Origin of the sequence: Sporosarcina sp. HYO08, assembly GCF_001563475.1 — a bacterium.
Lineage (GTDB): Bacteria > Bacillota > Bacilli > Bacillales_A > Planococcaceae > Sporosarcina.
Genome location: NZ_LPUT01000028.1, coordinates 101,411 through 120,665 on the forward strand (window position 1 = coordinate 101,411; position 19,255 = coordinate 120,665).

At 39.6% G+C, this 19,255-nt stretch carries 18 protein-coding genes and 1 pseudogene; 15 read left to right on the forward strand and 4 right to left on the reverse strand.

The genetic code is table 11. The features are described from left to right. Positions 1-262: 262 nt before the first annotated feature. Positions 263-1,018: a TerC family protein gene (locus tag AU377_RS11885; RefSeq protein WP_067407984.1), complete on the forward strand. Its 756-nt coding sequence runs from the start codon at positions 263-265 to the stop codon at positions 1,016-1,018. 142 nt (positions 1,019-1,160) lie between these two features. Continuing rightward, positions 1,161-2,528, forward strand: coding sequence for a TrkH family potassium uptake protein (locus AU377_RS11890; protein WP_305809686.1), 1,368 nt, complete (start codon positions 1,161-1,163; stop codon positions 2,526-2,528). 33 nt (positions 2,529-2,561) lie between these two features. Here the strand turns inward: AU377_RS11890 and AU377_RS11895 are convergent, their stop codons facing one another. Then, the gene (locus AU377_RS11895; RefSeq protein WP_067407985.1) at positions 2,562-4,313 is read right to left on the reverse strand and encodes a B12-binding domain-containing radical SAM protein; all 1,752 of its coding nucleotides are present in this window, start codon (positions 4,311-4,313) and stop codon (positions 2,562-2,564) included. Positions 4,314-4,491: 178 nt separating this feature from the next. Here AU377_RS11895 and AU377_RS11900 point away from each other — a divergent pair, with 178 nt between their 5' ends. Next, complete coding sequence (locus AU377_RS11900) at positions 4,492-5,907, forward strand: ATP-binding protein (protein ID WP_067407986.1); 1,416 nt, start codon at positions 4,492-4,494, stop codon at positions 5,905-5,907. Positions 5,908-6,008: 101 nt separating this feature from the next. Then, positions 6,009-6,452: a MarR family winged helix-turn-helix transcriptional regulator gene (locus AU377_RS11905; RefSeq protein ID WP_305809687.1), complete on the forward strand. Its 444-nt coding sequence runs from the start codon at positions 6,009-6,011 to the stop codon at positions 6,450-6,452. A 154-nt stretch (positions 6,453-6,606) separates the two neighbouring features. Here AU377_RS11905 and AU377_RS11910 read toward each other — a convergent pair whose 3' ends face one another. Together AU377_RS11910 and AU377_RS11915 are read right to left on the reverse strand one after the other, a co-directional pair. Next, positions 6,607-7,245, reverse strand: a complete 639-nt coding sequence (locus AU377_RS11910) for a hypothetical protein (protein WP_067407988.1) — start codon at positions 7,243-7,245, stop codon at positions 6,607-6,609. Between the two features lie 78 nt (positions 7,246-7,323). After that, positions 7,324-7,497 (reverse strand): annotated as a pseudogene (locus AU377_RS11915) (YkvS family protein); the annotation flags it as partial. A 283-nt stretch (positions 7,498-7,780) separates the two neighbouring features. Between AU377_RS11915 and AU377_RS15920 the strand changes: the two are divergent. From AU377_RS15920 to AU377_RS11930, 3 genes are all read left to right on the forward strand, one after another. Next, on the forward strand, positions 7,781-8,008 hold the full coding sequence (locus AU377_RS15920) for an aspartyl-phosphate phosphatase Spo0E family protein (RefSeq protein WP_067407990.1): 228 nt from the start codon (positions 7,781-7,783) through the stop codon (positions 8,006-8,008). Positions 8,009-8,197: 189 nt separating this feature from the next. Further along, entirely contained in the window at positions 8,198-9,073 is an 876-nt protein-coding gene (locus tag AU377_RS11925) for an NAD(P)-dependent oxidoreductase (protein WP_082732034.1), read from the forward strand. Positions 9,074-9,118: 45 nt separating this feature from the next. Next, positions 9,119-9,577: a chemotaxis protein CheW gene (locus AU377_RS11930; RefSeq protein ID WP_067407991.1), complete on the forward strand. Its 459-nt coding sequence runs from the start codon at positions 9,119-9,121 to the stop codon at positions 9,575-9,577. 53 nt (positions 9,578-9,630) lie between these two features. Here AU377_RS11930 and AU377_RS11935 read toward each other — a convergent pair whose 3' ends face one another. Continuing rightward, positions 9,631-10,104: a YkyB family protein gene (locus AU377_RS11935; RefSeq protein ID WP_082732036.1), complete on the reverse strand. Its 474-nt coding sequence runs from the start codon at positions 10,102-10,104 to the stop codon at positions 9,631-9,633. 147 nt (positions 10,105-10,251) lie between these two features. On the opposite strand from AU377_RS11935, the gene AU377_RS11940 reads away from it, so the two are divergent. The 8 genes from AU377_RS11940 (at position 10,252) to AU377_RS15555 (ending at position 19,243) form a co-directional block, all read left to right on the forward strand. After that, a complete protein-coding gene (locus AU377_RS11940) occupies positions 10,252-10,485 on the forward strand; it encodes a hypothetical protein (RefSeq protein ID WP_067407992.1) in 234 nt (77 codons plus the stop codon). Between the two features lie 105 nt (positions 10,486-10,590). Next, positions 10,591-11,031 carry a cyclic-di-AMP-binding protein CbpB gene (gene cbpB, locus AU377_RS11945; RefSeq protein ID WP_067407993.1) on the forward strand — a complete coding sequence of 147 codons (441 nt, stop codon included), beginning with the start codon at positions 10,591-10,593 and terminating at the stop codon, positions 11,029-11,031. A 161-nt stretch (positions 11,032-11,192) separates the two neighbouring features. Beyond that, a complete protein-coding gene (locus tag AU377_RS11950) occupies positions 11,193-12,632 on the forward strand; it encodes an MDR family MFS transporter (RefSeq protein ID WP_082732053.1) in 1,440 nt (479 codons plus the stop codon). Then, the gene (locus tag AU377_RS11955) at positions 12,619-13,512 is read left to right on the forward strand and encodes a LysR family transcriptional regulator (protein WP_067407995.1); all 894 of its coding nucleotides are present in this window, start codon (positions 12,619-12,621) and stop codon (positions 13,510-13,512) included. Before AU377_RS11950 ends, AU377_RS11955 begins: the two co-directional genes overlap by 14 nt. 66 nt (positions 13,513-13,578) lie before the next feature. Further along, entirely contained in the window at positions 13,579-15,981 is a 2,403-nt protein-coding gene (locus AU377_RS11960; protein WP_067407996.1) for a hypothetical protein, read from the forward strand. After that, positions 15,978-16,907, forward strand: coding sequence for an ABC transporter ATP-binding protein (locus AU377_RS11965; protein ID WP_067407997.1), 930 nt, complete (start codon positions 15,978-15,980; stop codon positions 16,905-16,907). The genes AU377_RS11960 and AU377_RS11965 overlap by 4 nt, the downstream gene beginning before the upstream one ends. Before the next feature lies 1 nt (position 16,908). Beyond that, positions 16,909-17,760, forward strand: coding sequence for an ABC transporter permease (locus tag AU377_RS11970; RefSeq protein WP_082732037.1), 852 nt, complete (start codon positions 16,909-16,911; stop codon positions 17,758-17,760). A 19-nt stretch (positions 17,761-17,779) separates the two neighbouring features. After that, entirely contained in the window at positions 17,780-19,243 is a 1,464-nt protein-coding gene (locus AU377_RS15555) for a hypothetical protein (RefSeq protein ID WP_067407999.1), read from the forward strand. Positions 19,244-19,255: the final 12 nt, after the last annotated feature.

Consider the following 19,255-nt stretch of genomic DNA (forward strand, 5'->3'; position numbering starts at 1 on the left):
TTGGGGTTGTTAAAAAAGTCAATTATTTTACAAACTCTCCCAGCGTGTTATAATAAAAACCGTAAGTACCCAAAACTTAATAACTTTTGACAGTTGTCAAAGGGGAGTAGCTATAGGGAAACCTATTTCATAGTCGTCAATACATGGCATTGCCATCGGTTATGATAGCTGGACTTTTCAATGAAAATTCCGACTTAGCGAGACCTTTGCCTTTTATTAGGTGAGGGTCTTTTAATTTGCACATATGAGGAGGAATCTTTTTTTGGAAACAATTTTGTTGGAATATGCATGGGTACTTGTTGTACTTATTGTATTAGAAGGATTGCTAGCGGCAGATAATGCGGTTGTTATGGCTGTTATGGTCAAACATTTGCCTAAACCGCAGCAAAAGAAAGCACTTTTTTACGGATTATTTGGAGCGTTTGTATTCCGCTTTATCGCTTTGTTTATGATTACTTTTTTAGTGAATATTTGGCAAATCCAAGCACTTGGTGCCGCTTATCTATTATTCATTTCTATAAAAAATATTTGGGATCAGCGGAAACAAGGGCATGAAGACTCTCATGAGGCGAAAAATAAGAAGCAATCAGGTTTTTGGATGACCGTATTGAAAGTTGAATTGGCGGATATTGCTTTTGCACTCGACTCCATGCTCGCAGCGGTGGCGCTAGCTGTTACGTTGCCAGAATTAGGAGATTTCCACGTTGGGGGTATAAACGGGGGACAATTCACGGTCATGCTATTAGGGGGAATTATTGGTCTCGTTATTATGCGTTTTGCAGCGCGCCAATTTGTTACCCTTTTAGAAAAATATCCTAGTTTGGAAACAGCTGCTTTCTTGATCGTTGGTTGGGTTGGTGTGAAGCTTCTTGTCTTAACTTTGGCGCATCCAACTTTACAAATTATCAATCCGGATTTCCCGCATTCTACATTATGGAAAACGACTTTCTGGGTTGTCCTTGTTGCAATCGCGTTGAACGGATACTTAACAGGTGCTAGAAAGAATCGTAAAAAATGAGCCGTGCTTAGCACGGCTCATTTTTTACGTCAATCCGGGTTATTCGCAAATTTTTTTCATCCATACGGTAATTTCTTTCATTTTCAGATCGAATTCTCTACAATAGGACTACACCTTCGTATTGCGAAAGGATAGAGGCCAGATGAAACGAATGAAACGATTCCGACTGACACGGGAACAGATTTATAATTTTACACCCGCGCAAGTTATTGTCTTTTATTATTTTCTTGCGATTGCATTTTCCTTCTTATTATTAAACTTGCCTGGGGTGTATCAATCGGGTGTCGAAGTGCGATTTATCGACAGTCTATTCACTGCGGTGAGTGCCGTAAGTGTAACGGGCTTAACCCCAATTGATCTTGGAGAAACCTATACTGTTTTTGGTCTCATTATGTTGATGATCGTTTTACAAATTGGCGGAATCGGCATTATGTCGATTGGGACATATTTCTGGTTGCTCGTTAAAAAACGAATCGGTTTGCGGGAACGGCAGCTCATTATGGTGGATCACAACCAAAATACGCTGGCAGGGCTCGTACACTTAATCCGACAGATTGTTCAACTTATATTTTTAATTGAACTGCTTGGCGGCTTACTTTTGACGTTTTATATTATGCGTTTTTACGAGACATTTAGTGAAGCGTTATTGAATGGTATGTTTATGGCGGTATCGGCGACGACGAATGCTGGGTTTGACATTACCGGTGCTTCCTTACAGCCTTATTTTAATGATTATTTTATTCAAAGTGTGACGATGATTTTAATCATCCTTGGAGCAATTGGTTTTCCAGTGCTGATCGAAGTGAAAAGTTATTTCTCCAAAAAAACGCCTCATTTTCGATTTTCACTTTTCACGAAAATCACGACGATTACTTTTGGTGCGTTGCTCTTATTAGGTACCATTCTAATTTATTTACTAGAATTTATGCATTCGTTTAAAGGAATGGCTTGGCATGAAAAAATCTTTACGGCTTTGTTTCATTCTGTATCTTCACGTTCGGCAGGGTTAACGACGTATGATGTTACAGAATTTAGTGAGGCAACGGATATTGTTATTAGTTCATTAATGTTCATCGGGGCGTCTCCTAGTTCTGTAGGCGGCGGGATTCGAACAACAACCTTTGCGATTGCGATTTTGTTTTTAATCAACTTTGCACGTGGCAAAGAAGTCATTCAAATATTCAATCGGGAAATAAAGCTAATTGATGTGTTCCGCTCATACGCCGTCATACTGCTTGCTGGCATCATGGTCATGACCGCCTTACTTATCATGATCATTACAGAGCCCTCCATTCCCGTTGTGGCCTTGTTATTTGAGATCACTTCAGCTTTTGGTACTTGTGGTATGTCCCTTGGTGCGACAAGTGAACTATCTGGAATCGGGAAGGTTATTATTATGATCCTGATGTTCATCGGGCGTGTCGGGTTAATATCTTTCCTCTTTACTTTGGGGGGGAAAACAAATAAACCACATTATCATTTTCCGAAAGAACGGGTTATTATTGGATAAAAAAAGGAGTTCCATTTGGAGCTCCCTTTTTTGTCACTTGTTTGTTGCCGGAACATTTTGTTCAAGAAATAAAAAGTACGGTTGTTGGCCTTGTTCATAAAGCGTCACTAAGTAACCTTCTTCTCTTTCGACAATCTCCTTATTCAATTTGTCAGGATTCACGTAGATCGGCGTAATGATTGTTTTTTTACGTATATTTCGTGAATTGAAGACATAGGTTGTACTATCGAAAAGACTGGGATTGTCGAGTAAGTGCTGTTCTAATGCACCTAATGTCTCGACTGGAACTTCGTCATTCCACCAAATTTTTCGAGGTCTAAATGTTTGATGGGCCAAAAAGTCAATTTTCATGAGACTTTGAATGAGATCTAGATCCGCTTGACTTTCAGCACTTAAAAACGCAAGGAGGCGGGTGAATAAATCTTCAAGCTGATGTCCAATTCTTGACCAGCCGCGGCTTTCCCAGTACGTCCCAAATTGTTGGAAAAAATCAAATGGTGTTTCAAATACTTCGGACACGAGGTATTCTATCGTTCTTGGCGTGCGGTTATCATTCCAATACTTTTCCAATACGTCCTCTGTTTGTTTAATACGGAGTAAATCATCAAATGAAAGGACGTTATTAGAAAAGATTTCATACGGCGCCTCGTCGATATAGGCATACCCATACTGTTCGGCCTGAATACGTAAACCAGTGCCCCGTAATAACTTCAAAAATCCGAGCTGCAATTCTTCGGGTCGCATCGCAAAAACATCATTAAAAGTTTTTCTGAATGAGTCGTAATCTTCTTCGGGAAGTCCAGCAATTAAGTCTAAGTGCTGAACGATTTTTCCGCCTTCTTTGACCATCGTAATTGTACGGCTTAGCTTATCAAAGTTTTGTCGTCGTTTGATCAGTTCATTCGTCAGGTCATTGGTCGATTGGACACCGATTTCGAATCGGAATAGACCTGCTGGTGCATTTTCATTTAGGAACTGAATGACTTCAGGCCGCATAATGTCCCCGGTGATTTCGAATTGAAATACGGTGCCGGGAAGATGCTCGTCGATTAAAAATTGAAACATTTCCATCGCATAGCTTCGGCTAATATTGAATGTTCGATCTACGAACTTTAGCGTTTTAGCGCCATTTGACATTAAATAACGAATGTCGTCTTTAATCGCTTCACGGTTAAAGTAACGGACGCCAACTTCGATGGATGATAAACAAAATTGACAGGAGAAAGGGCAACCGCGGCTTGTTTCAATATAGGTTACTCTTTTGCCTAATTCGGGTAAATCTTCCGCAAAACGAAATGGAGAAGGCAAATTCTTTAATTCTAATTTCGGTCCCGGTGCATTTATTTTTAGTTGACCTTGCTCCCTATAGGCGATGCCTTGAATAGTTGAAAAGTCTCTCATTCCTGCATACGCTTCAAGTATTTGTTTAAACGTTCGCTCGCCTTCACCGATCGCAACGATATCGATGCCAGGTTCCCTGTCAAGCCAATAATCGTAGTCATATGTAACTTCAGGGCCTCCAACAATTATTTTTGTATTTGGTTTTACTTTTTTTAATGTTTTAATCACTTTAATCGTTTCTTCGATATTCCAAATATAGACACTAAAACCAACAACATCGGGATTTTTTTGATAGATATCAGAGACAATATTAATGGTTGGATCTTTAATGGTATATTCAGCAATTTCTGCCGTGAATTCAGGCAGTGCATAGGCTTTTAAATAGCGAATGGCAAGATTTGTATGAATATACTTCGCATTTAATGTAGCTAGTAAAATGTTCATTGAATAACTCCTTTTTTTCTTTTCATTAAACAATTGGCATCAAATAAGGCTAATTACCTATATAAATAAACTAGTCAACGTGAAATAATTTGAATAAGGCATATATTTGCATAAGTTTGACCTTTCCGCATGAGATATTGTTTCGTACCATATTGAATAGTGGTCAGGAGGATTACGTGTGAAGTTCGAAAAGTTTAAAGAAGAATTTTCTTATGTCATGAATGACACCATTCGTCCGGGTGCAGTTTTGGAACTTGACGGGACAATAGCATGTGCGAATAACCCGTTTCTCATAGCATTTGGTAACGACCAGTTACACAATGTAGAAGAACTTTTAGATGATGCATCATACAAAAAAGTAAAAAGTTTTATACAAAAAGCGATTGACATGAAATGCAACACATTTGATGAAGTATCATTTACTTTAACGTTACATCATCATGAAAAAAAACGTGTGAACGGGATTTTGTTTTATAGCGAAGAAAAGCAAAAAGTGAATATTTTATTCGACAATCCCGGTAATTTAAAAAACGTACCCGTTAAATCGTATGAAAATGTCACTTATTTCGCTGACTTTTTTGTGATGATCGTTGATGAAGAAGGAATTATTCGCGACATCAATAATAAGCACCTACAATATTTTAACAAACCAAGAGAGTTTTTTGTTGGTCAATCGTATGAAGTGCTGGCCGAATTTTACCAACATGATAATTCATATAAAACTCAAATTAGTTTAAACGGCTATGACGAACGCATACACAGAATTGAAATACCTCCCGGCGAAGTAAGATATTACCATATGTTTACCTATTATGACAAAGAAACAGCCATGTATTACGTGAGGATATGCGATTGTACTGAAATGATTAATATGGAACAACAGTTGGCGCACTTAGGTACATTGTCTACAGTCGGACAGCTTGCGGCAAGCATTGCGCATGAAATTCGGAATCCAATGACGACGTTAAAGGGATTCGTCCAATTGCTAAAAATATCAGCGAGGGATGAAGCGCAAAAGTATTTATCGGTCATTGACAGTGAAATTGAACGTATGGAAATAATTTTAAGTGAAATGCTTGTTCTTTCCAAACCTTCCGAAAAAGAAAAGACTCCTATTTCTTTGCAAAAATTGTTAACAAATGTTATACAAATCCTTTATCCGCAAACGATAAAGGACAGGTTAACGATCGACCAAGTTGAATTTACTGGAAACTCGTCCATTATTTATGGCAATGGCGATAGAATTAAACAAGTTTTATTAAACCTGTTTAAAAACTCGCTCGAGGCGATGTCGCCCGGTGGAACATTGACAATAGAACTTGTGGAAAATGAAAAGGAGCAACTTGTATTGACAATAGGTGATACAGGAGCCGGAATAAGCGCTAAACAAATCGATCGAATCTTTACACCGTTCTTCACTTCAAAGGTGGATGGAACAGGTTTAGGGTTGCCCTTTGTAAAAAAAACAGTAGAAGAACATGGTGGGAAAATTGCTGTAGAAAGCGAGGAGGGAAAAGGAACCGTTTTCACGCTCGTTTTCCCCCAATTATCACCTAAAATCATAGGGCAAGAATATAATAAAATGTTTGCTTAACGATCGACCGTTTAGGCTTGGCAAGTACACCTTTTGACATCATGTCCCTATTAGGATTATAATTATTAATGCCTAAATGGGAAGCAAAAGGTGGATGAAATATTATGGATGAAAAGACTGAGCGCGCGTTAAAGCTTTTTATCGTTCTTTCACGTGCTAGCAAAGTGATTTTAGAAGAAGCCAACAAGTTAATAGAAAAGCATAGTTTAAACCCGACTGAATTTGCGGTTTTAGAGCTTCTTTATCATAAAGGGGAGCAGCCGATCCAAAAGATTGGTCAAAAGATTTTAATGCAAAGCGGTTCAATGACTTATGTTGTCGATAAGCTTGAAAAGAAGGAATTATTGAAGCGGATTTTTTGCGAAAGAGATAAGCGGGTTACGTATGTATCCATTACTGATAAAGGAATGGAACTCATTACGTCAATTTTTCCGGAGCATCAAAGTAATATTGTTTCACTCATGTCAGGTCTTTCGGAAGACGAACAGAACGATGCAATCGATCTTTTACGGAAATTAGGGTTATCTGTAAAAGACCTTTCATGAATGAAAAGCCAAGCAAATGGAACACCATTTGCTTGGCTTTTTGTATCTTTATTCAGCTTCTGCCGGATAGTGGAACTCAGCCTGCATGACCAACATCCTATTGGCCTTAAGCACGATTCAAAATCCGGACGCAATTACGCCAGGGCGTAATTGATTATGGTTCAATTGTTTCACCCATACGAACGAAGTCTTCTAAATAGGTTTGTTCAAGTGTATCAAAAATGGTCAGTTTGACAACTGCGTTACCTCTTCTAAAAACAATACCAGACACAGGTCCTGTTTCTGTCTCAACCGTTATAGCTTTTACATTCTCTATACCGTCTCCGGCAGGAAGATCAACAGATGTTAAAGCATCGGGAGATTTTCCGTTGCTGGCTGCTTCAAGTGTAGCGGCACTATTTTCTACTGCATAATCGTACGCGCTTTCGTTATTGTCAATCACTTCAATCCGCATAAATGCCATGTCATTTTCGTTAGAATAGACAATATCTTTTCCAGGTTCTTCTCCAGTCAATGTAAATCCTGGCAGTACAGACATTGTGTAATTTTGTGTGTCACTTTTTGTTTTGACACCCATGTCTTTTGCGGTTTCTTGATCATCTTGTTTTTCGTGTTCAGGTTGTTCTGGAGCTTCTAATTCAGAATCCTGTTGTTGCTCCTTTTCCTCAACAGATTGTTCGGGATCATTCGCTTGACCAGTCGGTTGATCGTTAGTCGCCGAATCTGTTCCGCATGCCGCTAAAAAGATTGCGATGATAGATGCTATGCAAGCTAATTTCCATTTAAATTTCATGCAATTACCCTCCTTTCTTTAATCAGACGAACGATTATAAAGGAAGTTTCATTATATAGGGAGAATGGGTAAACAGTCTTACTTGTCGCTACCGTGAATAATTTTATAGCGTTTATGGTTAATCACCGTTTTTTCCTCAAGCCCTAGCTTTTCAAAGTTTTCCATGTATGTGAGGTCGACAATGACTGAGTTTTCATTCACCTTTTCGACAATTCCTTGCAAACCATCCTTGAATTCGATAATATTACCAACTTCTGCTATTACCATCACTAACAACTCCTTATTCATAATACCCTATTAGTTTGCCTTAAAAACACTAGAACGTAAAGTCTTTTCTACCATTCAATTTTTTCATTTTATATAAAATTGTTTGCCTCACTATTGGCAATTATTTTTAATTGTTTCATTATATAAAAAACGAACTTTTTTCAGAACAGAGAGTGAAATGTCCGTAATGAATTTTGTTGGCTTTGCAAATGTTTTCGGTGTATAATAAATTGAATTTTTTAACATCAATCTTTTGGGGGGATTGAATGTGAAGTACAGTTTAGAACGACAAATTGAGCATCTTCGCAAAGAAATGATTGACATTGCGAAAAAGGAAGGACTGTCTTCGGAAGCAACACTGTTAATGAGCAGGGAATTAGATGAACTTATTGATCGTTATTATAGTTTTAAGTTCTCCAATAACGATCTGATTGTAAATAGAATACCTTCGAAAGATATCGAAAAAATAGAATGCCATACGAAAAGAATAAAATAAATAAAAATAACGGAAAAAGGTTTAAAGATGAAAAAAAGTGGGGACATTATAATTGAACACAGCAACATTCTCATTTCCCCCTTTTGAGGACAGCACCCCGTTCAGGGTCTGTCCTCCTTTTTTTGCGGTGAAATAGTCCATATATTCTGGTAACATGAATAATGAAGGAAAGGACAGGGGGAGAACAAAGTGGGAAAGAGAAGAATTGCCTTTATCGGAACAGGGGTTATGGGTGCTAGCATCGTTCGCCATTTATTACAGGCAAACTACGAAGTGACAGTCTTTACACGAACAAAGTCAAAAGCAGCAGCGCTGATCGAAGAAGGTGCGAAGTGGGCCGAAACCATTGGAGAAGCAGTTGCAAATGTAGATCTAGTTTTTACAATGGTTGGCTACCCTGCCGATGTTGAAGAAGTATATTTTGGTGTGAATGGAATTTTTGCGAATGGAAAAAAGGAACAAATATTTGTCGATATGACGACTTCAAGCCCAGCGCTTGCTGAAAAAATTGCGAGACATGCCAAGTCGCTGCAAATGGCATCTATTGATGCGCCTGTTTCCGGAGGGGACATTGGGGCGAAAAATGGAAATTTGTCAATTATGTGTGGCGGAAATAAGGAAGTATTTGAAGACATTTTGCCGGTCTTATCCATCTTTGGAGGTCAAATTGTTTACCAGGGAGCGGCAGGTGCAGGTCAGCATACGAAAATGTGCAACCAAATTGCAATTGCTACCAATATGATCGGGGTAAGCGAGGCGCTCGTTTATGCTATGCGGGCCGGCTTAGATCCGGATACAGTTTTATCATCTATATCGACAGGGGCAGCCGGGTCATGGTCATTATCAAATTTAGTTCCTCGGATGATTAAAGGGGATTTTGAACCTGGCTTTTTTGTGAAGCATTTCTTAAAAGATATGGATATCGCGTTGGCGGAAGCCGAAGCAATGGAACTGCCGCTGCCAGGCCTTGAACTAGCACGGGAAATGTATGCAGAACTCGCTGCAAATGGGTATGGAGAAAAAGGAACGCAAATATTAGTCCATCACTATGAAGAAATGCCATAATAAGCCGATAGATTGTATGAATAGCTTATTATGGAGGGAAAAGGTTTGACGCTAATTACAAACCATCATACGGATGATTATGAATTTGTCGAATTTCAAGTTGGACAAAATACTTTTGGTATTTCCATCGACCAAGTGCGTGAAATTATTCAACCCGTTCCTGTAACGTCCATTCCGCACGCTCATCCATTCATTGAAGGGATTATCCAATTACGCGGCGATGTGCTACCAGTCATTGATATGAAGCGTGTAATTGAATGCGGAGAGGAAGAACAAGGGGAGTCGAAATACATAGTGGCTGATTTTGTACATGAAACTGTTGTGTTTCATGTAACAGCGGTCTCGCAAATTAGACGTATCAGTTCTTCGAGTATTGAAGCTGCGTCAGATTTGTATATGAATGAACGCTTACCTATCTCGGGAATTGTGAAGAAAGAAGATCGTATGGTCATGCTTGTAAACTTTGAACAAATGATCAAAGAACAATTAACGGTGGAGAAATAAAGGATTAACAAAAGACGATTGCGATTGATCGTCTTTTGTTATATAAAGGATATTCATTTGCCATCTAAATAAGATGAGCTGAATCTTTGTGTGTGTTGAAGGGATCGTACTTTACCTTTTCTAGGTGCAGCTATTCGTCTTTTTTGCTTAGGTATAATAGAGGTTGTTGGATGAATGAAATTAGTTAGTAATTCTCTGGCCATTTTTAAATTCATGCGTTCATGTGGATTGCGAATAGAATGATCTTGCTTTCCGAGGTGGGGGAGCGTTGTAAAATCATTTCGATCCGGGATTGAGTGAAAGAGGAAATCGCTGCAACGGACGAGTACGGTTGAATGTTGTTTGCTGAATTTTGGATTGTCTACAAAATGTAATCCGATTTTTTCAGCGTGCCCCATTTGAATGAGTTTGTCGAGGGCCATTTTTTTAAGTGAATATAAGCTGCGATTGTCAAGTGCAGTTTTGGCATGTCGATTGACGGTATAAATTGCAATTGCTAATTGCCGTATATTGTGATTGCCTTCCAATTTAAGCCTCCTTAATCGTATGTAGTTCTATATCAAATGTAACAAGAAATAGCCGATTTGTACATTTTCAACTGTTGCATTGTGATAAAAATAATTGGATTGATTTTTATTAAATTGCACATTCTATTCTAAAAGGAGAAATGTGCAATGGACATCTGGACAATACCGCTTATTATTGTGATTTTGATCATTACATTGATTAGTGTCTTATCTGTTCGTAAAGGACATAAAGCAAAGTTGCTTGCAAAAGGACGGGATGGAGAAATTCCGGAACCAATCGAGGACCATCCATTTACATTAAATCCAATTATTTGGGTGATGTTAGTAGCGACTATGTTTGCTTTTATCGTCATATTTTATTATTGGGCCTCTTCTTTTTAGAAAGAGGTTTTCCAATTCGAATGAAGGCTAAAAGGCTCTAATTGTGATATGATAGAGTAGTAGCATGATGTCAATGTGCATGACTACGGAAGGAGCCGATTTTGGATGGTTTTTGTAAACAACAGGGATTTTTTATTTACCCCGGTGATGGACTATACAATTCCCGCAGAAAAAGTGGCACATGTTCAGATTGGAAACAACGCCGAGCATGCACTTCTTGTGCTGACTAAAACGGGCTATTCGGCAATCCCGGTTCTTGACGCCAAGTATCATTTAAAGGGTCTGATCGGTATTGGTATGATTACTGATTCTATATTAGGATTAGAGCGGATTGAATATGAGCAACTGGCTGACTTAAAAGTCAATACGATCATGCAAACTGATCTTCCTACTATTAAAACGACGGATCGATTTCAAAAAGCATTAGATCTTTTAATTAATCATACATTTCTATGTGTAATTGAAGAAGATGGAAAGTTTGCCGGAATCATGACAAGAAGAGAAGTTTTAAAAGAATTTAAGAAGTATATTTACACTTCTTTTTAATAAGCGATCAACTGGGCTCCAATAGAAGGGAGCCTTTTCTTATTCATGCATTTAAAGGTGGGTTATATTGGTAATATAACAATTTGTCGTTGGGGGAAGGGGAAGTGTTCAACGTGGAATATACTGAAAAGACAAGACGGCCACTTGTGCTCGCAGCCGTCATGCTTGCGATGTTTATTGGTGCGGTAGAAGCAACGATTGTGACCACTGCAATGCCGGCAATAGCTTCTGATCTCGGCGGTTTTGCGCGATATAGCTGGATTTTTTCATCTTATTTATTAATGAGTACTGTTACGGTATTGATTTACGGGAAATTGGCAGACTTATTTGGCCGTAAACCTGTGCTGTTTTTTGGTTTAACTGTCTTTTTAATAGGCTCTATCCTTTGTGGTTTTTCTACCTCGATGGAACAATTGATTTTGTTTCGGTTTCTTCAAGGTTTTGGTGCAGGCGCAGTAATGCCAATTGCTACGACGATCGTTGGGGATATTTACACAACGGAGGAACGAGCAAAAATTCAAGGGTATTTGTCTAGTGTTTGGGGGATATCTGCGGTTACTGGGCCAGTCATTGGCGGGTTAATTGTTCAATATTGGCACTGGAAATACGTCTTTTGGGTGAATGTTCCGCTAGGGATTTTGGCTATGGCTGTTCTCTTCTTCTTTCTACACGAACCGAAACGCGCGCAGTCTGTATCGATCGACTATCAAGGCGCAGTGTTGTTAACATTATCTCTCTCGACTATTTTATATTGGCTTCTTGAAGGCGGCCAGTCATTTGGGCGGTTATCAGCGACTAGTGCAATCTTGATCATCGCTGGAATTGTATTGTTCGCATTGTTTATCTTACAAGAAAGAAAGGCTAAAGATCCGATGATGCCATTTTCTATATGGAAAAATCCGGTCATCTTATATGCAAACCTTGTATCCTTAACGACAGGTGTTATTTTGATTGGCATCTCTTCGTACTTGCCAACTTTTGTAACAGGGGTTATGGAACAGCCGGCAATTGTGGCGGGCTTCACCTTAACGGCAATGTCTATCGGTTGGCCTATTGCATCTTCGGTTGCGGGTCATTTATTAATTCGTTATGGTACATTCACAGTTTCATTCATTGGCGGTATATCCTTAGTTTTGGGAGCTGCAATGTTCGTCATGATGAGTGCAAATTCAGGTCCGGTGTGGGCAGCGATGTCTAGCTTTTTCGTTGGGGTTGGTATGGGTTTAACAAGCACCTCGTTCATTGTCACAATCCAAGGTGCTGTCACAAGGGAAAGGCGTGGTTCAGCAACGGCATCAAATATGTTCATGCGTAATTTTGGAAACACGATTGGTGCTGCCATTTTTGGTGCAGTATTAAATAGTTCTTTACTACATGTTTTTCATAAAGAAAATTGGCAATACAATTTAGATGATATCAATTTACTGTTAACCGAGTCAGTTAGACAATCTGTTCCAATCAATCAAATCCATCAACTGCAACAAGCATTAACGATTTCTTTGCAATGGGTCTATATTACAGTCGCATTTTTCGCGGTTTTAAGCTTGTTACTTATTTTACGAATTCCACGTGGAAAGGACTTACATAATGACAACAACTGAATTTGAAATTATTAAAGCGCTGGCTGAAGAAGGAAATATGCGAAAGGCTGCAGAACGACTTTTCCTTTCTCAGCCGGCGCTTTCTCAAAGATTACAGTCTATTGAAAAAGATTGGGGGACACTGCTTTTTAATCGTTCCCAAAAAGGATTAGAGCCAACACCGGCAGGGGAATTGGTCATTGCATATGCAAACGAAGCAATCACTAAAAAAGAGGAGACATTTGAGATGATTGCTTCAATGGCGGATAAAGTGCACGGAACATTAAAAATTGCGTGCGCGTCCATTGTAGGACAAAATTGGCTGCCAAAAGTGCTAAAAGATTATGTTGAACAACATCCCGATGCTAAAATTTCACTCATGACAGGATGGAGTTCTGAAATTGTAAAAGCGCTGTATGATGGAGAGGCACACGTCGGAATTGTGCGGGGACAAATTGATTGGAAAAGCAGGAAAACGCATTTGTTTAGGGATTCACTTTACTTAGTGGATCAAGAAATCCAAACAATCGAGGAATTGAAAGATACAAACCGGCCTTTTATTCAATTTAAAAGTGATTCGAATTATTACATGGAAATTCAACAGTGGTGGCAACGCCATTTTTTGAAAAAACCAGGCAGACAAATTACTGTCGATCAAATTGAGACGTGTAAGCAGCTTGCACTGAACGGTATTGGGTATGCGATTTTACCATCTATTACATTGACAGGCGATGAAATTGTAAACAAAGTCCCTTTGTTAAACAACGAGGAAGAGTTTGAACTCACGCGAGATACATGGCTCATTGGGTATGAATCATCGTTTGAGCTCAAACAAGTAGAGGCATTTACTCAAATCGCTCAGAAACATGCGGGAAAATTACAAGATGGTCTGAAGCTTTAAAGAAGAAGGAACTTTGTTTGTTCTCATGCGTACTAATTAGAAGAGTGGGCAATAGGAGGGAAGGACATGCGGAAAAAAATCGCCTTATTGTGTACAGTGATTTTTACCTTATTAGCTTTACTGCCATTCCAAACGGCGCAAGCGGCGGGCCCGGATTTGAAGGTGAAGATTACAACGGGCTTAGATGGAAAAGTAAAATACGGTAAAGGGGCACACCTTATTCTGACGATTGAAAATAATGGGGCGTCGTTCAATGGGGATCTTGTATTGGACATTTCATCATCTTATCGTGTTGGAAATGGAGAAGCAATACCTTTAACGATTGATAGCGGGGAAACGAAAACGCTGTCAGTGATCGTACCATCCATTAGCGATCACCACTACGGCATGCAGTCCAAATCGATTTATTTCTATGAGGGCGGATGGGAAAAGGGAAAAGAAATTGCACATAAAGGTGCACAGCAATTCACAACATCAATGTTTTACGGAGACACAAAATTTCTCGTCGCGTTTACAAATCAACCTGATCGATTAAGCGCATTGAAAACGGTGAAAGTGCCGAATGCGACGAATCAGCAATTGATCTATGCATCTAAAATGGAAAAATCGTTATTGCCAAATGATGCAGACGGCTGGGGGGCGGCCGATTATATCATTATTGATGAATATCCGATCGCTGATTTGTCAGAAGCCAGGCAGAAAGCATTGTTAAATTGGGTACGTGCTGGTGGAATAATGATTGTCGGTGCTTCTGATAATTTGAAGGGAGAAGTAGGGATCCTTTCAGACTATTTGCCATTTACATTAGAAGACAAAATTAAGGCAGATGCATCAGCACTAGATGGCTGGGCGGGCGAAGGAAGCTTCAAGGGACAAATTTCTATGTACAATACAACGAGTCATGAAGGCAGTCACTCCTTGTTTACATCATCTTCCAATGTACTTGTCGCGTATAAAACGATAGGCCAAGGAGCGATTATTCAGACGGCTTTTTCATTGGGGGATGCCCCGTTGGCTACAATGCCAGATGTGACTGCGCTTTGGAATCAGTTAGTAGCCTCCGGAGACAAACTCATTCAACATACGACTATGTATTCTGAAAGTCCAATGGAGGGGATTAGCCATACGATTGGAGATAGCAATGAATTATTTCCATCTTTTAAAGTATCTACACCGCTGCTATTTGGACTTATTCTTCTCTACATCATTGTAACAATTCCAGTTTTATATTTTGTGTTAAAACGAAAAGACAAAAGGGAGCATGCGTGGTGGATCATTCCGACGATTGCTATCATTACGTCGATCGCTATTTTTGCAATCGGTGCGAAAAATCGTATTGGAAATGCACAAATTCAAGTAACAGCCGTTTTACAAGCGGAGCAAGATGGCAGTTTATCGGGCTATTATGCACAATCCTTATTGTCTAATAAGGCGGGCGATTTTACGTTAACTGCACCGGCGGGTACAACGATGAATGCTGCTGTTTCCACAACGAATTTCTTTGGACCATCAGATGCTTCCAGTCATAAACAGGCAATGCTCGAAAGAGGGCAAACGGGGGCGAAAATGCATTTATTTGATATTGGCTATTGGTCAGTTAAGTCCATTTATGGAAAAACTATGCTGGAACAACTTGGTCAATATGAGTCAACGTTAAAAGTCGATCAAAAAAAATTAACAGGAACGATTACAAACACTTTCCCTTTTGAATTGAAAGATGCGGCTATTTGGTCAGGCACTAAGTTAATTCCATTGGGAGATATGGGGGCGGGTGAAACGCTGGAAGTGAATGAGACATTAAAAACTTCTGCGCTCGTTGCGAGTCGACCTATGTTTAATACGTATATGAACCCATCTCCTACAAACGTCAATGATCTCACTGAACTTCGTAAGGAAAGCCTTTTTACATTTACGAGTCAGTTTATGCAATTTGCGCAAAAACCAATGATTATCGGTTATACCAATGCACAAATCATTCCAGTTGAGCTTGAAAATGGCCGTCCTTCTATTTCATCATTGGCGATGATTATGCAGCCGATCGATGTAGAAATGTCATTTTCGGGAACGATTGAAATAGAGCCAGAAATGATGGGCATGTCTTTAGTCGGTGAGAAAAGCCAAATGGAAGCAGGTCAAGCTGCTCCCACAGGAAATCGTTATTATTTTGAAGAGCCAATGTACGAACAAAAGTGGCAATTACCAGCCGACATTGTTGATCGAAACATGAACTGGAAATCACTAAAATTGAAAAACATCCAAAATGGATTATACGAAGTAGAACTTTGGAATTCGAAATTAAGTAAATTCGAGAAAGTAAAAGATTCAAAACTCGTTGAAATGACGAGTCATGTTGAAGATTATATTTCACCGGATGGGACGATCATGCTGCAGCTCCGTGTAAGTAATACGATGCACGGGACAGAAGGCCGTGCACCGGAATTATGGTTAAGTGGCGAGGTGGCACAATGATTGAAATAAAAGGGCTAACCAAAAAATATGGACGTTTTTATGCGCTTAACAATTTGGATTTGACGTTGCAGGAAGGTACAGTTTTTGGTTTTGTCGGTGCGAATGGGGCAGGCAAATCGACGACCTTTTTAATATTAGCAACTTTGTTGCAGCCTACTACAGGTGATGTATTTATTAATGGGATAAATGTAAGGGAGAATCCAAAGGAAGTTAGAAAAATGATCGGCTATATGCCTGACTTTTTCGGTGTGTACGATCAATTGAAAACAGATGAGTATTTAGATTTTTACGGGGCCAGTTATGGTATTCCAGAAGTGGAGCGCCAAAAGCTAATTCCTCAACTATTAGAATTAGTGAATCTGTCAGACAAAAGATACACCTACGTAGATCTTCTATCCCGTGGAATGAAGCAACGGCTTTGTCTTGCGAGAAGTCTTATCCATGATCCAAGTGTACTCATTTTAGATGAGCCGGCATCGGGGCTCGATCCGCGGGCGCGAGTGGAAATGAGGGAGATCTTAAAAACGTTAAAAAAGATGGGCAAGACGATTTTAATCTCTTCGCATATCTTACCGGAACTGGCTGAAATGTGTGATGAGATCGGCATTATTGACAGCGGACGTCTCGTCGCTCACGGTTCGGTTGCTGAAATACAAGCGCAATTAAAAGGGGAGAAAGCGATCTATGTTCGCTTTGCGGGTTCTGCGGAACAAGCACTTTCCTTTTTTGAGACAGAACCGCATGCTCATTCAATTGCATTGACAGATCAACCTAACGAATTGTCTTTTATTTATAAGGGAACTGAAGAAGAGCAGATCGATTTACTCAAACGAGCAATTTCACAAAATATCCCAATCCTTTCTTTTAGAGAGCACGTAACGAATCTAGAAGACGTGTTCATGGAAATTACGAAGGGAGATGTGTAAGGTGAAGGCAGCTTTTCAAAACCCTGTATTATTCAAGGAGTTGAAGCTTCGATTTCGATCAGGTAAAAGCTTTAACGGTGTTTTGTTTTATTTGATCGCCATTTGTATTTTTGTCTTCGGGTTTATTTTTACAACGATGAGTATGACAGGTGTATCGTATTTCCGACCGGATGAAAGTTTAATGTTATTTGTCTTACTTGCTTTTATTCAGTTGGGGCTTGTCCTTTTTATAACGCCCGGACTTACAGCTGGAACAATCAGTGCTGAACGTGAGAAACAAACGCTGGGCATATTATTGACGACTTCACAAAGCTCGTTTCAAATTATTATCGGTAAACTACTTTCATCTATTGCTTTTTTACTCTTATTAATTATCGCGGGATTGCCGATTTATAGTTTAGTCTTTTTATTCGGCGGGATTTCTCCGATGCAGTTTATGAAAGTATTGCTGTTTTTATTTGTGACGATGCTAGCGATTGGCAGCGTTGGCGTCCTGTTTTCTACAATTATTCGAAAAACGATCGTGTCTATGATCGCAACATATGGAACGATGTTATTCTTATCAATTATTACAGGTTTTCTATTTCTTGTAATCATCCAAGTAACGACAATGGGACACACAAGTGTAGGAGCGCCGCCAACTTCTTATATGGGACATTTTTTTGCGACCATTAACCCGGCAGTTCTATTTGCAACAATTGTGGTTCCTGGTGTTACTGAAGGGATTACAGGTATGACACAGGTGAAGTTTCCAATATGGGGAGGATATTTATTATTTTATCTAGCGATTACCATTATTTCCCTATTTCTTTCTGTTAAGAAGCTTCGGGTGAATATGAAACGTTCTAAATAATAAAGGAGGGGAAAGGCGAATGGAGCGGAAAGCATTATTAAAATATGTAAAGGCCGCATTAGGTTGGCTGCAATTGGAACGAGTTGTTTGGATGCTTCAGACGGGTTTCTGTTTATCCATACTAAGTGCTGTGCTTATTTTGTCTGTTTCCCGCTTATTTGTCTTCCCTCATTATAAGTGGATTGCCTTTACTGTGGGTCTAGTCGTATTGTTACTCTATAGTGCTGTGATCGTTTATAAAAGAGTTCAGTTACAGGAAGCTGTATGGGAACTCGATCGTTATATGCCCCATAATTTGCTTATTACTGCTTTGGATGCCCATCATAACCAAACAAATTTATCATCTGCGTTAGTCCATTCAGCGACTAAGAAAATGAAAAGTGTTTATGAACAATTTAAACAGCGAGAGAAAAAGTACATCAATCCTAAAATGCTTGGCTCCTTAATTTTTTTGTCAGCCTGCCTAGTATTGTTGTTACTATTTCCTTCTAATTCGCAACTGGAAGCAACAACGATTGTACAAGAAAAAGAAATTGTCCGGCAAGTTAAAAAGAATGTTCAAGAGATGGCAAAGAAAGAAACAATCCCACAAGTGAAAAAAGAATTAGAGGAGCTTGTGAAAAAACTTGAAGAGACACAGCTGTCTGAAGAGGTATTAAAAGAACTTGTCAAGAAACAAAAGGAGTTACGATTGCAAGAGCAAAAGTTGAGGGCGAAAAAAACCTTCGCGGAATCAACAAGTAATTCCGATGCCGCATTAACTAAAGCGGAAGAAAAAGAATTATCCGAGTTGAAAAAGATTACAGATCAACTTGCTAAACAAGCTGGGAATACGTATTCGGATCTATCCGAAATCGGTAGGGCACCATCATTACCGGCATTGGCGACATTGGATTCACAGCAAACACCGAACAACAATAAATCCCCTAGATCAACAAACGAGAGCCAAGGCCAAGGTCAGGGTCAAGGCCAAGGTCAAGGCCAAGGTCAAGGTCAGGGTCAAGGCCAAGGTCAAGGCCAAGGTCAAGGTCAGGGTCAAGGCCAAGGTCAAGGTCAGGATCAGGGTCAAGGCCAAGGCCAAGGTCAGGGCCAAGGTCAAGGCCAAGGCCAAGGCCAAGGCCAAGGTCAAGGCCAAGGCCAAGGTCAAGGCCAAGGTCAAGGCCAAGGCCAGGGTCAAGGTCAAGGTCAGGGTCAAGGCCAAGGTCAAGGTGCAGGACAAGGGTCTGGCGGCAGAAATTTACTTTCGATTCCGGGTGGACGGTTTGGATCTACCGAAGATCCATCGATCGTTGGCGGTAAAAACAGCGAAGGTGAATTCATAGAAGAACGCGATGTGGAAGGTCTAGTTGAAAAAGGAACGATCCGCCCTTACAAAGAAGTCATCGGTAATTATAAAGATGCTTATTTGAAGAGTACGGACAAGATGGAATTGCCAACTGATTTAAAGCATATTTTATCCGATTACTTTTCTTCAATTGAATGATATGGAATGGAA